This is a genomic window from Nannocystis sp., assembly GCF_016714285.1.
Lineage (GTDB): Bacteria > Myxococcota_A > Polyangia > Nannocystales > Nannocystaceae > Nannocystis.
On the sequence record NZ_JADJNN010000012.1, the window covers coordinates 22,910 to 38,349 of the forward strand.

Annotated in this window: 11 protein-coding genes; 10 read left to right on the forward strand and 1 reads right to left on the reverse strand. The window is 71.9% G+C overall.

Annotation, left to right across the window (positions count from 1 at the left end):
- Positions 1–117: 117 nt before the first annotated feature.
- From IPJ59_RS21035 to IPJ59_RS21050, 4 genes are all read left to right on the forward strand, one after another.
- Positions 118–1,656, forward strand: a complete 1,539-nt coding sequence (locus IPJ59_RS21035) for an NlpC/P60 family protein (protein WP_293273049.1) — start codon at positions 118–120, stop codon at positions 1,654–1,656.
- Positions 1,657–1,681: 25 nt separating this feature from the next.
- Positions 1,682–2,404 (forward strand): metallopeptidase family protein, encoded by a 723-nt coding sequence (locus IPJ59_RS21040; protein WP_293273050.1) that lies wholly within the window; start codon positions 1,682–1,684, stop codon positions 2,402–2,404.
- 81 nt (positions 2,405–2,485) lie between these two features.
- Positions 2,486–3,124 carry a hypothetical protein gene (locus tag IPJ59_RS21045; RefSeq protein ID WP_293251038.1) on the forward strand — a complete coding sequence of 213 codons (639 nt, stop codon included), beginning with the start codon at positions 2,486–2,488 and terminating at the stop codon, positions 3,122–3,124.
- 180 nt (positions 3,125–3,304) lie between these two features.
- The gene (locus IPJ59_RS21050; RefSeq protein ID WP_293251041.1) at positions 3,305–4,195 is read left to right on the forward strand and encodes a hypothetical protein; all 891 of its coding nucleotides are present in this window, start codon (positions 3,305–3,307) and stop codon (positions 4,193–4,195) included.
- An 83-nt stretch (positions 4,196–4,278) separates the two neighbouring features.
- Here the strand turns inward: IPJ59_RS21050 and IPJ59_RS21055 are convergent, their stop codons facing one another.
- Positions 4,279–6,543 (reverse strand): vWA domain-containing protein, encoded by a 2,265-nt coding sequence (locus IPJ59_RS21055; protein ID WP_293273051.1) that lies wholly within the window; start codon positions 6,541–6,543, stop codon positions 4,279–4,281.
- Positions 6,544–7,046: 503 nt separating this feature from the next.
- Between IPJ59_RS21055 and IPJ59_RS21060 the strand changes: the two genes are divergently transcribed.
- The 6 genes from IPJ59_RS21060 (at position 7,047) to IPJ59_RS21085 (ending at position 15,221) form a co-directional block, all read left to right on the forward strand.
- Positions 7,047–8,237 carry an AsmA family protein gene (locus IPJ59_RS21060; RefSeq protein WP_293251047.1) on the forward strand — a complete coding sequence of 397 codons (1,191 nt, stop codon included), beginning with the start codon at positions 7,047–7,049 and terminating at the stop codon, positions 8,235–8,237.
- Positions 8,238–8,269: 32 nt separating this feature from the next.
- Positions 8,270–9,073 carry a hypothetical protein gene (locus IPJ59_RS21065; RefSeq protein ID WP_293273052.1) on the forward strand — a complete coding sequence of 268 codons (804 nt, stop codon included), beginning with the start codon at positions 8,270–8,272 and terminating at the stop codon, positions 9,071–9,073.
- 94 nt (positions 9,074–9,167) lie between these two features.
- Positions 9,168–10,934 carry a serine/threonine-protein kinase gene (locus IPJ59_RS21070; protein WP_293251053.1) on the forward strand — a complete coding sequence of 589 codons (1,767 nt, stop codon included), beginning with the start codon at positions 9,168–9,170 and terminating at the stop codon, positions 10,932–10,934.
- 246 nt (positions 10,935–11,180) lie between these two features.
- Positions 11,181–13,301 (forward strand): TolB family protein, encoded by a 2,121-nt coding sequence (locus IPJ59_RS21075; protein WP_293273053.1) that lies wholly within the window; start codon positions 11,181–11,183, stop codon positions 13,299–13,301.
- Positions 13,302–13,488: 187 nt separating this feature from the next.
- Entirely contained in the window at positions 13,489–14,553 is a 1,065-nt protein-coding gene (locus IPJ59_RS21080) for a potassium channel family protein (RefSeq protein WP_293273054.1), read from the forward strand.
- A 17-nt stretch (positions 14,554–14,570) separates the two neighbouring features.
- Positions 14,571–15,221: an NAD(P)-dependent oxidoreductase gene (locus tag IPJ59_RS21085; RefSeq protein ID WP_293273055.1), complete on the forward strand. Its 651-nt coding sequence runs from the start codon at positions 14,571–14,573 to the stop codon at positions 15,219–15,221.
- The last annotated feature ends 219 nt before the right edge of the window (positions 15,222–15,440 follow it).

A 15,440-nucleotide genomic window follows, 5' to 3' on the forward strand; every position in this document is an offset into this window, starting at 1 on the left:
CCTGGATACCACCGCCGCGGCGCCGCTGTCGAAGGGGGCGTCGCCGCGCCGCCTCGCCGCCTCGCGATGGGCATGGATTTCGCGGTCCAGGCGTTGCCGCCGTACACTGCCTCGAACGTGCCCCGCCGCGACCCCAGCGAACGCCGTCTGCGCCCCATCCTGACCGCCCTGGTCGCGCTCGTCGTCGCCTGCAGCGAGCCGCCGCCCCCCGAGCGCGTGGCTCCTCCCGAGCCCGCCGCCACGCCCGTGCCGACGCCGCCGGTCGCCGACGACTGCCCCGCCACCGGCGTCGCCACCACGCCGCTGCCGAGGACGCTGCCCGAGCACGAGACCCTCGCCTATTGGCTCGCGCGCACGCAGGAGGTCGCCGACCTCGACCGCCCCGTGCTCGACCTCGCCGCCGTGCAGGCGTTGAACGCCGCCACCGAGACCAGCCCCGCCCTCGGCTTCGGCGGCCGCGTCGACCTGCTCGCGCCGATCGACGTCGCCGCCCTCGCCAGCGGCCTCCAGGCCCGCCTCGGCTACCTGCGCGAGCGCTTCGCCACCGGCAAGTACGTCCGCCTCGACGGCGCCCCGCTGCCCGCCGAGCTGCAGGCCCGCTACGGCGGCGAGATCATGCCCGAGGCCCTCGCCAGGGACATGCGCGGGCCCCTGTCCGCAAGCACAGGTACCAAGGAACAGGTCCCAAAGGACAGTCAGGATCTCCCCGAGCTGCGCGTCGCCCTTGACCTGATCCCGATCTACTGCGGCCCGCAGACCGAGCCCTACTACACGCCGAGCCGCGACCCCGAGTTCGACCGCAACCTGTGCAGCATGGCCCGCGCCCAGGAGCTCGTGCAGATCCTCCGCCCGTGGGACGGCGACCTCGTGCTCGCGCGCACCAGCTACGTCGTCGGCTGGATCGACCTCCGCGCCGCCGCCCTCTCGCCGCCGCTCTCGCTCGCCGAGGCCCGCAGCTTCCTGCGCGGCCCCTACCGGCGCGTCGGCGCCGCGATCGATCTCCCGCTGGAGGCCGGCGGGACCCAGCCACTGCCCTTCGCCGCGCTCGTGCCCGTCGCCCCCGGCGCGCCCGGTCGGGTGCTGGTGGCCACCGCCGCCGGGGTCAGCAGCGCCCGCGCCGACGACCTACGCTTCGCCGACAGCCCGCGTCCGCTGACCCGCCGCGCCGTGCTCGAGGAGGCCTTCGCCTACCTCGGCGAGCGCTACGGCTGGGGCGACCGCAACGGCGGTCGCGACTGCTCGCGCTACCTCATGGACCTGTTCGCCGGCCTCGGCGTGCTGCTCCCGCGGCACACCAGCGACCAGGCGATCGCGGGCTCCTACACCGTCGAGGTCGCCCCCGGCCTGCCCGAGGCCGATCGCCTGCATCTGCTCGACACCCACCACCGCCGCGGCGTGCTGCTGCTGCACTTCCCGGGGCACATCATGCTGTACCTCGGTCGCAACGCCGAGGGCACGCCGATGGTGATCCACTCCTTCGCCGAGTATCTGATCCCCTGCGAGGGCCGCCGCGACGGCGCCCCTGCAGGCGAGCGCGAGACCCTGCTCAAGGTCGACGGTGTCCACGTCAGCGACCTCGAACTCGGGCGTGGGACCTCGCGCACGGCCTTCATCCAGCGCATCACGAAAATCACCGTGCTCGGCCCCAACCGCTGAGGCGCCGCGTTAGAGTGCGGCTCCTATGCGCGGCCCCTCCACCAACGCCGACCCGACCCTCGACGCGCTCCTCGACGAAGTCTATGGCGCCGCCGAGGACGACCCCGACGCCGCCCTGACGATGCTCGTCGACGCGGAGGCGAGCTGGCCCGACCACCCCGAGCTGTTGTTCGCGCGCGGCGAGCTCGAGTGGACGCTGCACGGACCCGAGGCCGCCGAGTCGCACTACCGCCGCGCGGTCGAGCTCGCGCCCGAATTCGCCGACGCCCGCTACGCCCTCGGCGAGGTCCTCGGTCTGCTCGGCGAGGAGCAGGCGATGATCGCCGAGAACCTCGCGGTCCGCCGCCTCGACATCCAGGCCGACCTCGGCGACGGCGTCGGCACCCGCGAGGACCAGCGCTTCATCGCCCAGGTCGCCGAGGACGTGCTCGCCGCGATCCCCGAGGAGTTTCGCGTCCGCCTGCAAAATGTTCCGGTCGTGCTCGAGGCCCGCCCCGGCGAGCCGCTGGTGCTCGAGGGCTTCGACCCGCGCGCGCTCGGCCTCTTCGAGGGCCAGGGCGACCTCGGCCAGCACAGCAACGCCACCCACGACGCGCCGACGCGGATCGTCCTCTTCTACGCCAACCTCCTCGCCAGCTTCCCCGACGAGGACGCCCTCCGCGAGGAGATCGAGGTGACGATCCTGCACGAGATCGGCCACTTCTTCGGCCTCGACGAGGACGACATGGAGCGGCTCGGCCTCGAGTGAGTCGCCCCGCGATCAAGCCGCCGCGAACGTCGGGCAGAAAAGATTGACCCGCCGCGCGACATGGTTCTTAGTGGCCCTCGCATGCTCCCACGCCGCCTCACCCTCGTATTCGTCCTCGTGCCCACACTCGCTGGGCTCACTGGGCTCGCTGGGCTCGCTGCGCCAGGCTGTGGTGGCGACGGCGGCTCAAGTGAGAGCGCCGACTCGAGCGGATCGAGCGCCGCGAGCGATCCCACGGGTGGCCCGACCGCGCTCGACTGCAAGAGCTACTGCGCCACCATGACCAACAACTGCACCGCAGGCAACGCCCAGTACGCCAGCATCCAGCAGTGCCAGAGCACCTGCGCCGCCTTCGAGCTCGGCAGCGAGTCCGACCGCGACGGCAACACCCTCGGCTGCCGCGTCTACCACGCCGACGTCGCCGCGGGCGACCCCGACATGCACTGCACCCACGCCGGCCCCGGCGGCGCCGGTCAGTGCGGCAGCAATTGCGAGGGGTTCTGCACGATCGCCGCCCTGGCCTGCCCGGGGAGCTTCGCCGACGACGCCGCGTGCATGACCGCCTGCGCCGGGTTCAACGACAGCGAGCCCTACGACGCCGGCGACAAGGCCGGCGACTCGCTGGCCTGCCGCCTCTATCACCTCACGGTCGCCACCGAGGAGCCGGCCATGCACTGCCCGCACATCCTCCCCGACTCGCTGCCCTGCGGCGGCGCCTGAGCCCCGCTGGCGCGAAAGCATGGCGTCTTGACAAGAAGCGCCGCGGCTTCGATCGTGATCGTCGGGTCAGCGCGTCGATCCTGAAGACGCGCTCCCGCGGTTCGCCCGCGAGCTCATACGGGCCTCCTGGACTGCGCGGTGGCCCGCCGCGCGCGCCACGGTCGGCGCGGTCACCACGCCATGACCCGCCGCCTCGCCACGCTCCTCGTCCTGCCGCTCGCCGGCTGCTTCGTCGATCCCGGTCGCCACGGCAGCGACGGCGCCAGCGCGAGCGGACCCGGGAGCAGCGGCGCTGACGACACCAGCGGGCCGGTCCTCACCAGCACCGGCGAGCTCGAGACCAGCACCGGCATCACCCCCATCTCGACCTCCGGCGTCGATCCCACGAGCTCGGCGAGCGACCCGTCGGCGAGTGACCCATCGGCGAGCGACCCGTCGGCGAGCGACCCGACCATGACCGCGACCACGCTCCCGCCCGCGCACTGCGGTGACGGCGTCGTCGACCCCGGCGAGGGCTGCGACGACGGCAACAACCTCGACGCCGACGCCTGCCTCGCCAATTGCCAGCCAGCCAGCTGCAGCGACGGCGTCCAGAGCCAGAGCGAGAGCGACGTCGACTGCGGCGGCCCCTGCTCGTCGTGCGGCAGCTGCCACCTGTGCGGCGGCGACGGCGACTGCGAGGGCGGCCTCGTCTGCGACGGGGCCCGCTGCGTCGCCGCCGCCAAGCTGAGCGTCGACTGGGTCACGCACTGCGGCGTCGACAGCAGCAATTGGTACGTCGGTCCAGCGCTGCCAGCCGGGCCCTACCGCGTCCTCGCGCTGGGCGGCGGCGGGACCAACTTCGTCCAGGGCTCCAACTACGCGTGGCAGGTCGCCTGCGAGGGCATCGACCTCACCGCCCTGGACTCCGGCTACGGCCACGCCTCGCCCGACGAGGCCTTCAACGCGCTGCCGGTCAAGCAGATCGTCCGCGACTACGCGGGCGGTCCCCTGCGCTGCGGCATCATCGACGACCCCTGCGACGACAACGCCGGGAGCGTCGAATTCACCTTCACCCTCGACTGCCCGTAATTGCGAGAAGGCCAGGTCCCGGGTGGGGCCTGGCCTTTGGAGCCTGGCCTTTGGGGCCTGGCCTTTGGGTCATGTCCTTCGGGTCAGCCGCGGGCGCCCGGCCAGGCCGCGGGCGCGGCGACCGGGTCGCGGCGCACGGGGTTGCGCGGCCGCTCGTAGCGCGAGCAGAACTTGTCCCACAGGCCGAGCACGCGGTTGGCCTCGGGGTCGCTGAGGCCCTGGGCCAGCGCGCTCAGCTCGCCGCGCCCGGTGTCGCAGGCCTGCCAGCCCTCGGGGTCGTCCCACGAGCCCTCGACCATGCCGCGACCGGAGGGCTGCGGGCGCTGGGCGAGCAGCGCCAGGCGGTCGGCCCAGCCGATCAACAGGCGCCCCTTGCGGACGTTGAACGCGTCCTCCTGCAGCACCTCCGCGAGCGTGAAGGCCTGCTCCTCGACCATCTGCGTGCCGGTCTCCGGGTCCTCGTACTCGATCGTCAGCATGATCTGGTCCTGCGGGCGCAGCTTGCCGCCGCGGGCCATCAGGTCGGAGAGGAACAGCTGCGAGGTGTTGGCGAAGTAGTGGATCGCCTGCACGTCCTCCTTCACCACCGAGCTCTCCTCGCCGTAGAACACGTTCATCCGCAGCGAGGGCGGCAGGTGCAGCTGGAAGTGCACGTCCATCGCCGTGGTCTCGAGCAGCGAGATGAAACGCGCGCCGAACACCGCGTCGACCTCCGCCTCCGAGCCGAGGAACACGTAGGCCCCCTTGCCGCGCTCGGTCAGCTTGTCGAGCAGCGCGTCGTTGAACTCGCGGCCGACGCCGACGCCCGACAGGCGGATCTTCCGCGAATCGTAGTACTTCGAGATCATCGACATCGTCCGCGGGTCGGTGTCGCCGGTGTTGGCCAGCGCGTCTGTCACCAGGACCACCCGGTTGTTGTAGGTCGGCTGGTACGACGAGTCGGCCAGCGCGTAGCCCTTGCTGAGCCCGAGGTGCACGTCGGTCGAGCCGCGCGGCTTCATCTTGTCGATCGCCTTCTGCAAGATCTCCGGCTTGTCGCGCCCGACGACGAAGTTCTCGATCGGGGTGCACTCCTCGTGGTCAAACAGCACCACGTTGACCAGGTCCCCGGTCTTGAGCTGCGAGGTCATCTTGGTCATGCCGCGCTTCAGGTAGTCCATGCGACCCTCGTCCGACATCGAGCCCGAGCGGTCGACCACGAAGGTGAGGTTGGCGTTGCGCCGCGCCTGCAGATCGACCGGCCGGCCCTTGATCGCCAGCGCCAGGTTGTAGATGCCCGCCTGGTTCGGATCCGGGGCGATGTCCGCCAGCACCGAGAAGTCGTCCTGCGGGGCCACCGGGGCGGTCTGGAACGAGAAGTAGTTGAGCAGCTCGTGCGGCCGGATGTGCTCGACCGGGAGCGGCAAGAACTTCTCGATAGCGAAGATCACCCGCTGCGCCGACGACAGGCTCATCGTGTCGTCGTTGCTGAGGTAGATCGCTTGACCCCAGTCCTTGTACTGCTCGCGCGGGTCGTCGAGCTGGACCGGCTTCATCTCCTCGTCCGCGGCGATGTCCATCGGCGCCGAGGCCGAGGCCGGCTCCTGCGCCGCCTCGCCGGCGGACGGGCGGTTACTCGCCTCCCTCGCTTCCTTCTTGGCCAGACGATCGGCCTTGCGCTCGGCGCTGCGCTCCGACAGCGAGGTCTTGTCCGCCGGCCGCGGGGGCGCCGGGGACGTGGCAACCGGCGCGCTCATCGGCGAAGACATCCCCGCCGACACCTCGGCGGCGGGCGCTGGCCCCGACGCGCGGCCCTTGCCCGCGCTGTCGCCGTCGCTGGCGTCCTTCCTCGGCGGCGGCGCCGGCTTGTTCGGCGCTGGCGCCCGGGTCGCGGGGTCCGGAGCGCTGGCGCCGTAGCCCTGACTGGACCCGCCGAGCACGCCGCCGCTGCTGCCGGTCGGCTGGATCGCCGTCGACCCGCCGGCCGAGCCGTACTGAACCTTCTTGTACTTCCCCTGGTAGCCCGTCGGCGGCTTCGGCTTCGGCGTCGGCTGGCGCGGCCCGCTGGCGATCGGCTGCGGGTGCTCGCCGCCGTAGCAGCGGTCGATGTGGTTGACGAGCTTGGGCAGCGCGTTCAGGTTCGGCGCGGGCGGATCGACGCGCGTGTGCGCCGGGTGCGGCCGCGGTGAGAACAGGTGCGGCGGCGCCTCGTAGGCGCCCTGGCCCTGGACCAGCAGGGCCCCGTTGCCGCCGCCCTGGCCCGGATCGACGGTGCCGCCGATCGGCGTGACGGTCGAGCCGGTGCGGCAACCGACGAAGCACAGGGGCAGCGACAGCAGGATCCACTTCGCAATAGACGGGGCGTTCATCGTTGTCTCCTCGAGCCTTCTTTGCAGCAGGGACCGAGCATGGCACAGATCGTCGGCCGTCTCGGCCGCGATCGCCGGGGTCCCCGGGCGCCCCTGGAACGACGCCCCGAGCCCCGACCTTTCGCCCACCCGAGAAATTTGTCCACGGCCCGCGGAGACCGCCATAAACGGTGTTCTGATGGCCCCGGCGCTCGCCGGTGCCCGCCGCTCGCGCGCCACCACCTGCGCGCGCCCGCTCGCCTGGCTGTCAGGACATGCTCTCGCGGACACCCACTCGCGCTCGCACGCCCGCAAAGCACTCGCACAGCACCTGTACTGAAGCCGGTGATGGCATGTCCCAAAGGACATGTCCATCGGGACATGCAGCAGCGCATCGGCACGGTGACCGACGAGGTCGATCAGGGCCCAGTACTGCGCGCATGTCAAGCCGTGGGGCCCGGCGGTCCGGCGGACCTGGCCCGCGGACTTGGCCCGCGCCGGGCGTGGGTGCGACAATCACGGCGGTGGACTCGCTGCTCCTCGTCGTCGCCGAACTGGTGGCGGTGCCGCGTCTCGTCGCGGCCGTGCTGTTGCTCGCGATCGGCGGCGGCACGCTGCTCGTGCTCGGGCAGTGGACCTTCGGGCGGCGCCTGCGGGCCCGCCTGCAGCGCTGGTGGCGGCGTCTGCTGTGGGCCACCGTCGGCGGCCTCGGTGCGCTCCTGCTCGGGCTCCTGCTGATCGACCTCCTGCTGTTCGCGCCGGCCCTGCGCATCGCCCTCGACCAGGTCGAGCTGCGATCGGGCGTCGACGTCAGCTTCCAGCGAGCGCGCGGCAGCCTGTTCACCGGACGCCTCGAGCTCGAGGACGTGAGCGTGCGCCGCAGCGGCCGCGGCCTCGACTTCTCGCTCACGGTCCGCGAGCTCGTCGTCGACGTCGACATGCTCGGCCTCCTCCGCGACGAGCTGCCGATCGCCGAGCTGCGGGTGGCCGGGGTGCGCGGCTCGCTGGTACGGCGGGAGGAGGGCGCCCCGGGTCCGGCGCGGCGCTTTGCGATCGCCAGCCTCGACCTCCGCGACGTCCAGCTCGACTTCGAGGACACGATCACCGCGCCGTTCCGCAATCTCCCGCTCGAGTTCGAGGTGCTGCAGATAAGCCCCCTGCGCAGCGACTACGCCATGCTCGACGTGGTGTGCGGCAGCGAGGCCCGCGGCAGCGCCCGCGGCCACCGCTTCAGCGCCGGCGGCCACGCCTGGCAGGCCCGCGGGATCCCGGTCGGCCCCGCCGCGCACAAGCTCGGCGCCGCCGGGCGCTGGATCCGGGGTGGTGACCTCGACGTGACCCTGCGCTGCGCCGGCGACCGCGACGCCGCCGAGCTCTCCCTCGCCGTCGACCTCCGCCTGCACAACTTCAAGATCGCCCCGCCCGGCGACAGCGATCGCAGCCTGCCCGTCAGCCGAATCACCGATGCCCTCACCCGCCTGGGCCCCGAGATCCAGTTTCACTTCAGCTTCTCGCTCCCGCGCGAGCGCTTTCACGGCGCCAGCAACGTCGGCAGCCTCGGCCTGTGGGAGGGCGCGATCCAGGCCTGGAACCTCGAGCTCGGGACTCGCCTCGGCCTCGGCGGCGACGACCTGCGCATGCTCGGCGTCGGCTCGCGCGTGCTGGACCGATTGCGACAGGACGGTCGACCCGCGCCCGATCGGCGGCGTGATTGACCCGTCGTCGCGCATTTGCAAGGATCGGCCGCATGCTTGGCCTACGTATCAGCCGCCTCGTCCACGCCACGCTCGCGGGCGGCGGCCTCGCCCTCACCACCGGCTGTCCCAGCGGCGGGCAGGACACCGACACCGACACGGACACCGATAGCACCGGCACCGACGGCGACAGCGACGATCCCACCACGACCGTCACGCCGACCACCGACCCGCCGCCGCCACCTCCTCCGCCGGTCGACGTCACGCCGCCGCAGCTGATCGCCGTCGAGTTCATCGACCCGCAGATCCTCCGCCTCACCTTCACCGAGGCGATCGCCCCGGTCGACGACGTGAACCCCAAGCGCTTCCGCCTCAGCGTCGGTCGCTACCAGAAGAACGATTACTACGACGACTATCGGCGCACGATCTATAGCGACCCGGAGCAGTACAACCACCAGCAGTACTGCAAGGAGGTCTGCTACGACTACGGTTACTGCTACTACCAGTGTTACTACGGGCCCACGCTCGAGCTCGATCCCCTCGACGTCCTCGCCGACGCCTACAACCCGGCCCAGGTCGTGCTGCTGCTCACCCAGCCGGCCACCACCAATCTGTGCAACTTGATCAACGCGATCAGCGGCGACCCGGAGCGCCCCGCCGGCCTCCTGCTGCACTACGCGGACGGCGGCGCCGCCCAGATCACGGACCTCGTCGGCATCCCGCTCGCCAGCTTCGGCGCCAGCTGGGTGAAGGAGGGCAACAACCCCTTCATGTACGTCGACGACCTCAAGTTCCCCGAGCTCAACCCCTTCCTGCCGATCCCCTGCCCGTTCGAGATGCCCGTGCCTCCGCCCTGAGCTCGGCCGCCCGCGCAGCTTGCGCGAGCGCGCGCCGACAGGCTGACCTTTCGGACAGGTTGTGGCCCGGCCCCGCCGGGTATACTCCGCCGCCATGCCACCGCGCCGCGAGGTCCCATGGGACGCCACGGTCGCCGAACACCTCGGCGTGGCCGAGGTGCGCGCGCCGGGAGCCGGCGGCACCAGCCAGCACCTCGGCGGCATCGGGCAGGTCATCGACGGCCGCTACCGCATCATCGAGCTGCTCGGCGAGGGTGGTATGGGCGCCGTCTACGTCGCCGAGCACCTCAAGCTGCGCAAGCAGGTCGCGATCAAGGTCATCCGCGCCGAGTTCGCGAGCAACGCCCAGGCCAGCGCCCGCTTCGACCGCGAGGCCCTGGCCACCGCCCAGATCGATCACCCCCACGTCGCCAGCGCGATCGACTCCGGCAAGCTCCCCGACGGCAGCGCCTACCTCGTCATCCAGCTGGTCCGCGGCGTCAGCCTGGCCCGCCACCTCGACACCCACGGCAAGCTCGACTGGGCCGCCGCCGCCGAGCTCGGCTCGCAGATCGCCGACGCCCTCGCGGCCGCGCACGCCGTCGGCATCGTCCACCGCGACCTCAAGCCCGACAACATCCTGATCGAGACCCGCGACGACGGCCGCCTCCACGCCCGCGTCGTCGACTTCGGCATCGCCCGCGTCGTCGAGGACGCCGCGCCCACGACGGGCAAGGGCCTGCCGCTCACCCGCATGGGCTCGATCCTCGGCACGCCCGGCTACATGCCGCCCGAGCAGGCCGTCGGCGACACCGTCGACGCCCGCGGCGATCTCTACGCGCTCGGCGTGATCCTGTGGGAGTGCTGCGTCGGTCGCCGGCTGTGGCAGGGCGACAGCGTCACCGAGCTGGTCGCCTGCCAGCTCGGCTCGACCCCGGCGACGCTCCAGCAGGAGCTCGGCAGCCAGGTCCCGGAGGCCTTCAACGGCCTGGTCGCGGAGCTGCTGAGTCCGGCCCCGAGCAAGCGTCCCGGCGTCGCCGGCCAGGTCCGCGACGCCCTGCGTCGCCTCGCCCTGACCCACACGGCGCCGACCCCCCGCGGCACGATCGAGGCCCTGCCGCCCGCGCTGCGCCCGACCGCCTCGCGCTGGACGGACGCGGCCGCGCTGCTGCGGCGACGCGGCGTGCTCGCGGCGATCGCCGTCGCTGTCGCGCTGCTCGTGACCTGTGTCCTCCTCAACGGGTCCCGCGCTCCCACGCAAACCGTGGCGACCCCGACCGGCGCGCCCGCCACGTCGCCCCAGCTCACGCCGTCGGCCACGCCATCGGCCGCGCCACCGGCCGCTTTGGCCACGCCACCCGCCACGCCACCGGCCGCCACGCCACCCGCCACGCCACCCGCCACGCCACCGGCCGCCACGCCACCGGCCGCCACGCCACCCGCAGCGCCGCCCGGCCCGATCGCTTCGCCGCCGCCGACGCTCACGCCGCCACCGCCCGCCGCGTCCGAGCTCAGCGTGCCCGCGGCGCTGACGGCCGACCTCACGGCGCTGCTCACCAGCGACGACAAGCGCGCCCGCAAGCGAGCCGCCGACCACGTCCTCGCCTTCAGCCCGAAGGAGTCCGTGCCGGTCCACCTGCGCAACCTCGCCTGGCTGGAGAAGGCCGGCAGCTGCGCCAACAAGCGCGAGGTGATCGAGCAGATGGAGGCCGCCGGTGACGTGCGGGTGCTGCCGGCCCTGCGCCGACTGTCTGCGACGCGCCGCCGCGGCTGCGGCTTCTTCAGCTCGCAGGACTGCCTCGCCTGCCTGCGCGAGACCCTCGCCCGCGCGATCGGCCGCCTCGACACGGCGACCGCGCCGGCCCTCGAGCCATCGCTCTGAGCTGCACCCAAGGACATGTTCCAAGGGGCATGTCCCAAGGACCATGCCTCGCGCGCAGGCGCGCCCACGGCCGCAGCGGAGCACGCGCCCGCGCGCTGGCACAATCGCCGCACCGCGGGCCATTGCGCGCCGGGCCTACCTCCACGCCTGTGACAGCACACGCTCCCCCCGCAGATCCCTGCTAGCGAGGCGGCCGCGACTCGGTTCTACTGGGGGCCGTTCCTGCGAACGAGTGCGAGGTTGGTCATGACAACGAGAATCTATCTGCTCCTCACGGGTGCGTGTGTGCTCGCCACGGCGTGCAGCGACGACGGTCGCGCCGAATCCAACAGCAACACCGATGGCGGCAGCGGCAGCGTCAGCGCCAGCGGCGCGACCGATGCCGACACCGAACCGGTGCCGACCACCAGTCCGACGACCGACCCGAGCGGCGGCACGCCGGGCACCGCGAGCCAGACCAGCGAGGCGACCGAGGCCACCACCGTCGACCCGAGCGCGGGCACGGTGATGACCAGCGCCGACACGACCACCGGCGACGACCCGATCGTCGAGGTCGTGATCGATCCGCTCGACGCGATCGTCACCGTGATCGACGGCCAGATCCCCGCGCCGCTGCAGTACACCGCCAAGGGCATCACCCAGAACAACGTCGAGATCCCGCTCGACGGCACCTGGACCTACGACCGCCTCGACCTCGCCAGCCTCGGCGGCCAGTCCGGCTCCTTCACCGCGACGGGCTTCGCTGGCGGCAAGGGCACCGTCAGCTTCGACCCCGCCGGCGACCTCCTCCCGGTCCAGACCTCCGCCACCGTCAAGCTGCAGTACACCAGCGAGCCCGACCCCGTCGACCCCGGCATCAAGGACGGCTTCGGCATGGCCGTCGAGCCCGACCCGGCGATGGTCCTGCTCTACCCCTACGACAAGACCGTGTTCCCTCGCGGCCTCACCGGCCCGACCGTGCAGTGGAACGGCGGCGCCGCCGACGACCTCTACTACATCCACGTCTACAGCGACTTCTTCGAGTTCAAGGGCTACACCAAGGTCCCGCCGCCCTCGCGCTACAACTTCCCGAAGCTGCCCGCGGACGTGTGGCTCAAGCTCACCGCCTCGACCGAGGGCCCGGTGACCTTCGACATCCAGCGCTTCGACGGCAACAAGGCCTACCTCGCCAAGACCCAGACCTGGACGATCGCCCCCGCCAACCTCACCGGCGCCGTCTACTACTGGGAGGTCAACAACGGCAACGTCGTCCGCCTCAAGATCGGCGACCCCGCCCCGCAGCAGTTCATCAACAAGCCGCCGGGCGTCGCCTGCGTCGCCTGTCACAGCGTCTCGAAGGACGGCTCGCGCATCGCCGCCGCCTTCCACGGCGGCTACAGCCCGTGGAACGTGATCGAGGCCGCGACCGGCAACGTGCTCTACTTCCCGAACATCGCCTCCGGTTTCCAGGCCATCTCGCCCAACGGCTCGCACGTGCTGTGGGGCCAGTCCGACGAGACCGGCTCGCTCAAGCTGACGACCTTCGACAACGCCGCCGTGCTCACCACCCTGACCACCCCGGGTGGCAAGCCGGTCCACCCGGCCTGGGCCGGCGATCCCAGCCGCGTCGCCTTCGCGCGCAAGACCGACGGCAACTGGCTCGACTTCAACAACAGCGAGCTGTGGACCGCCAACGTCGATCTCATGACCAACAGCTTCTCGAACGTGAAGCAGATCGTCGACAAGGCCCCGCCGCTCGGCACCACCACCTTCCCGACCTTCGCCCCCGACTCCGAGTGGATCGCGTTCAGCCGCCTCAACCAGGCCCGCACCCGCGGCGCCGTCACCGAGGTCTGGCTCACCAACTTCGACGGCAGCGCCCAGATGCGCCTCGACAAGGCCAACGGCCTCGGCATCATCGAGCCCGGCCAGGACCAGACCACCTACGAGCCCACCTTCCTCCCGGTCTCCGTCGGCGGCTACTTCTGGCTCATCATCGGCAGCGAGCGCAAGTACGGCAACACCCTCACCGACACCAACCCCGGCAGCCGTCGCAAGCAGCTGTGGGTCTCGGCGATCGACGCCAACATCCAGCCCGGCCAGGACCCGAGCCACCCGCCGTTCTGGCTGCCCGGTCAGGAGCTCAACAACTCCAACATGCGCGGCGAGTGGGCGCTCGCCCCGTGCAAGCAGATCGGCGAGGGCTGCAACGCCGGCTTCGACTGCTGCGGCGGCTTCTGCTACCCGCCCGCCGAGGGCGAGGAGCCGACCTGCAACGACATGCCCGACAGCTGCTCGCACATGGGCGACGCCTGTGAGGTCGACGCGGCCTGCTGCGAGGGCGAGGGCAGCTGCATCGGCGGCTTCTGCTCGATCATGCCCGGCTGATCGACGCAGCCCACACGCATTGAACGTGACCCTCGGGCCAGCAGCGGCCGGTCCGGGGGTCACGGCGTTCGGGCGCTTGGCAAGCGGCGCCGCGTCCACGCCAGCGTTGGTGGCCGCCACGTTGGCCACGGTCATTGCGTTCGGGCGCTTGGCAAGCGGCGCCGGCCCGCGGTAGCGTGCGCGCACGATGGCCGTCCAGGTGCGCCGGGTGCATACGCCGCTGCGGGCCCGGCTGCGCTTCGGGGCCTACGCCGCGCGCCTCCTGGTCGGCCGCTTGCTGGTGCTGACGACCCTGCTGGTGGTCGGCGGCGCGACCCTGCTGTGGCGCGGCGATCCGGCGGTGGTCGAGCACCTCGACTTCGTCGGCGCCTGCTTCCTGGTCTACACCCAGCTGTTCTTCGAGCACCTCACCGACCTGCCGGGCGACTGGGTGCTGCGGATCATGTACTTCACGGTGCCGGTCGCCGGCGCCTTCATCATCGCCGAGGGCCTGCTGAAGGTCGGCACCTCGCTGATGGACTTCAACAACCACCGGCAGGCCTGGGTGCGCATCATGGCGGAGATCTACCGCGACCACATCGTCCTGATCGGCCTCGGCCACGTCGGCTTCCGCGTCCTCGGCGAGCTGCTCGGCCGCGGCCGCCAGGTCATCGCCGTCGAGGCTCTCGACCACGGCCAATTCGTCGAGGAGGCCCGCGCCCGCGGCGTGCCGCTCGTCATCGGCGACGCCCGCCGCGAGAGCCTGCTGCGCGACCTCGGCATCGAGCACGCCGCCTGCGTGATCGCCTGCACCGACAACGACCTCGTCAACCTCGAGATCGCCCTCGACGTGCGCACCATCAACCCGAAGGTCCGCCTCGTCATGCGCTTCTTCGACCAGAACATGGCCCAGAAGCTCGGCAAGGCGTTCCACGTCGACTCGACCTTCTCCACCTCGGCCCTCGCCGCGCCGCTGTTCGCCGCCGCCGCCCTCGACGAGCAGGTCCTCGGCGCCTACCGCCTCGGCGACACCGTGATGGCCAGCGTGCAGATCGACCTCCACCCCGGCAGCCCGTTGATCGCCAAGCCGCTGCGCGAGGCCGAGGAGCTGCTCGACGCCGCGATCGTCGGCATCCGCCGCGAGAAGCAGGCGGCCACCCACAAGTTCTCGCGCAGCGAGTCCCTGCGCCAGGGCGACGCGCTCATCTGCCACGTCGCCGTCGAGGAGATCGCCGGCGTGAAGCGCCGCGCAGCGCCCACCGCGACCACCTGATCGCTTATCTTCACGCCATGCGACTGATCGTCTTCGGCGCGTCCGGCCAGTGCGGCCGCATCCTCGTCGAGCTCGCCGCGGCCGCGGGCCATGAGGTCAGCGCGCAGGTCCGCGACGGCGCCGACTACACGCCGCCAGCCGGCGTCCGGGTGCTGCGCGGCGACCCGCTCGACGCCGCCTTCGTGGCCGCCGCGATCGTCGGCCACGATCACGTCGCCAGCGGCCTCGGCCTGCGCCGCAGCAACCCGGCGAACCCGTGGTCGCGGCTGGTCTCCCCGCCGGACTTCTGCTCGCGCAGCGCCGCCCACATCGTCGCTGGCATGCGGGCCGCCGGGGTCACGCGGGTCACGGCGATCAGCGCGGCCGGGGTGGGGGACAGCGCCGCCCGCATGAATTGGCTGATGCGCTTCTTCGTGGCGACCAGCAACGTGGGCGTCGGCTACCGCGACCTCGCCGTGATGGAGCGGGTCTACGCCGCGAGCGGCCTCGACTGGCAGACGCCGCGCCCGACTCGCCTGACGGACGGCCCCGCCAGCGGCGCGGTGATCGAGACCGACGCCTTCCCGATCTCCGCCGCCATCGCCCGCGCCGACGTGGCCGCGTACATGCTTGCGCAGCTGCAGGCCCCGACCTTCGCCCGCCGCACGCCGACGATCACCCGCGGGTGAGCTCGGCCCCAAGGCCACGAACTGGCCGACAACCACACGGTGATCGCCGACGATCACCGCGGGTGACCCCGGCCCCATTGCCGCCATCACGTTCATGGGTCGCGTGGACCCCTCGCCCGTCCTTGCCGCTACAAAGTCGCCAGGTCGCCAGGACCCCTCCACCCGGGCGACGTTTCGTGCGATAGCTGCAGGCGTGCGGGTCCCCCACGGTCCACCTTC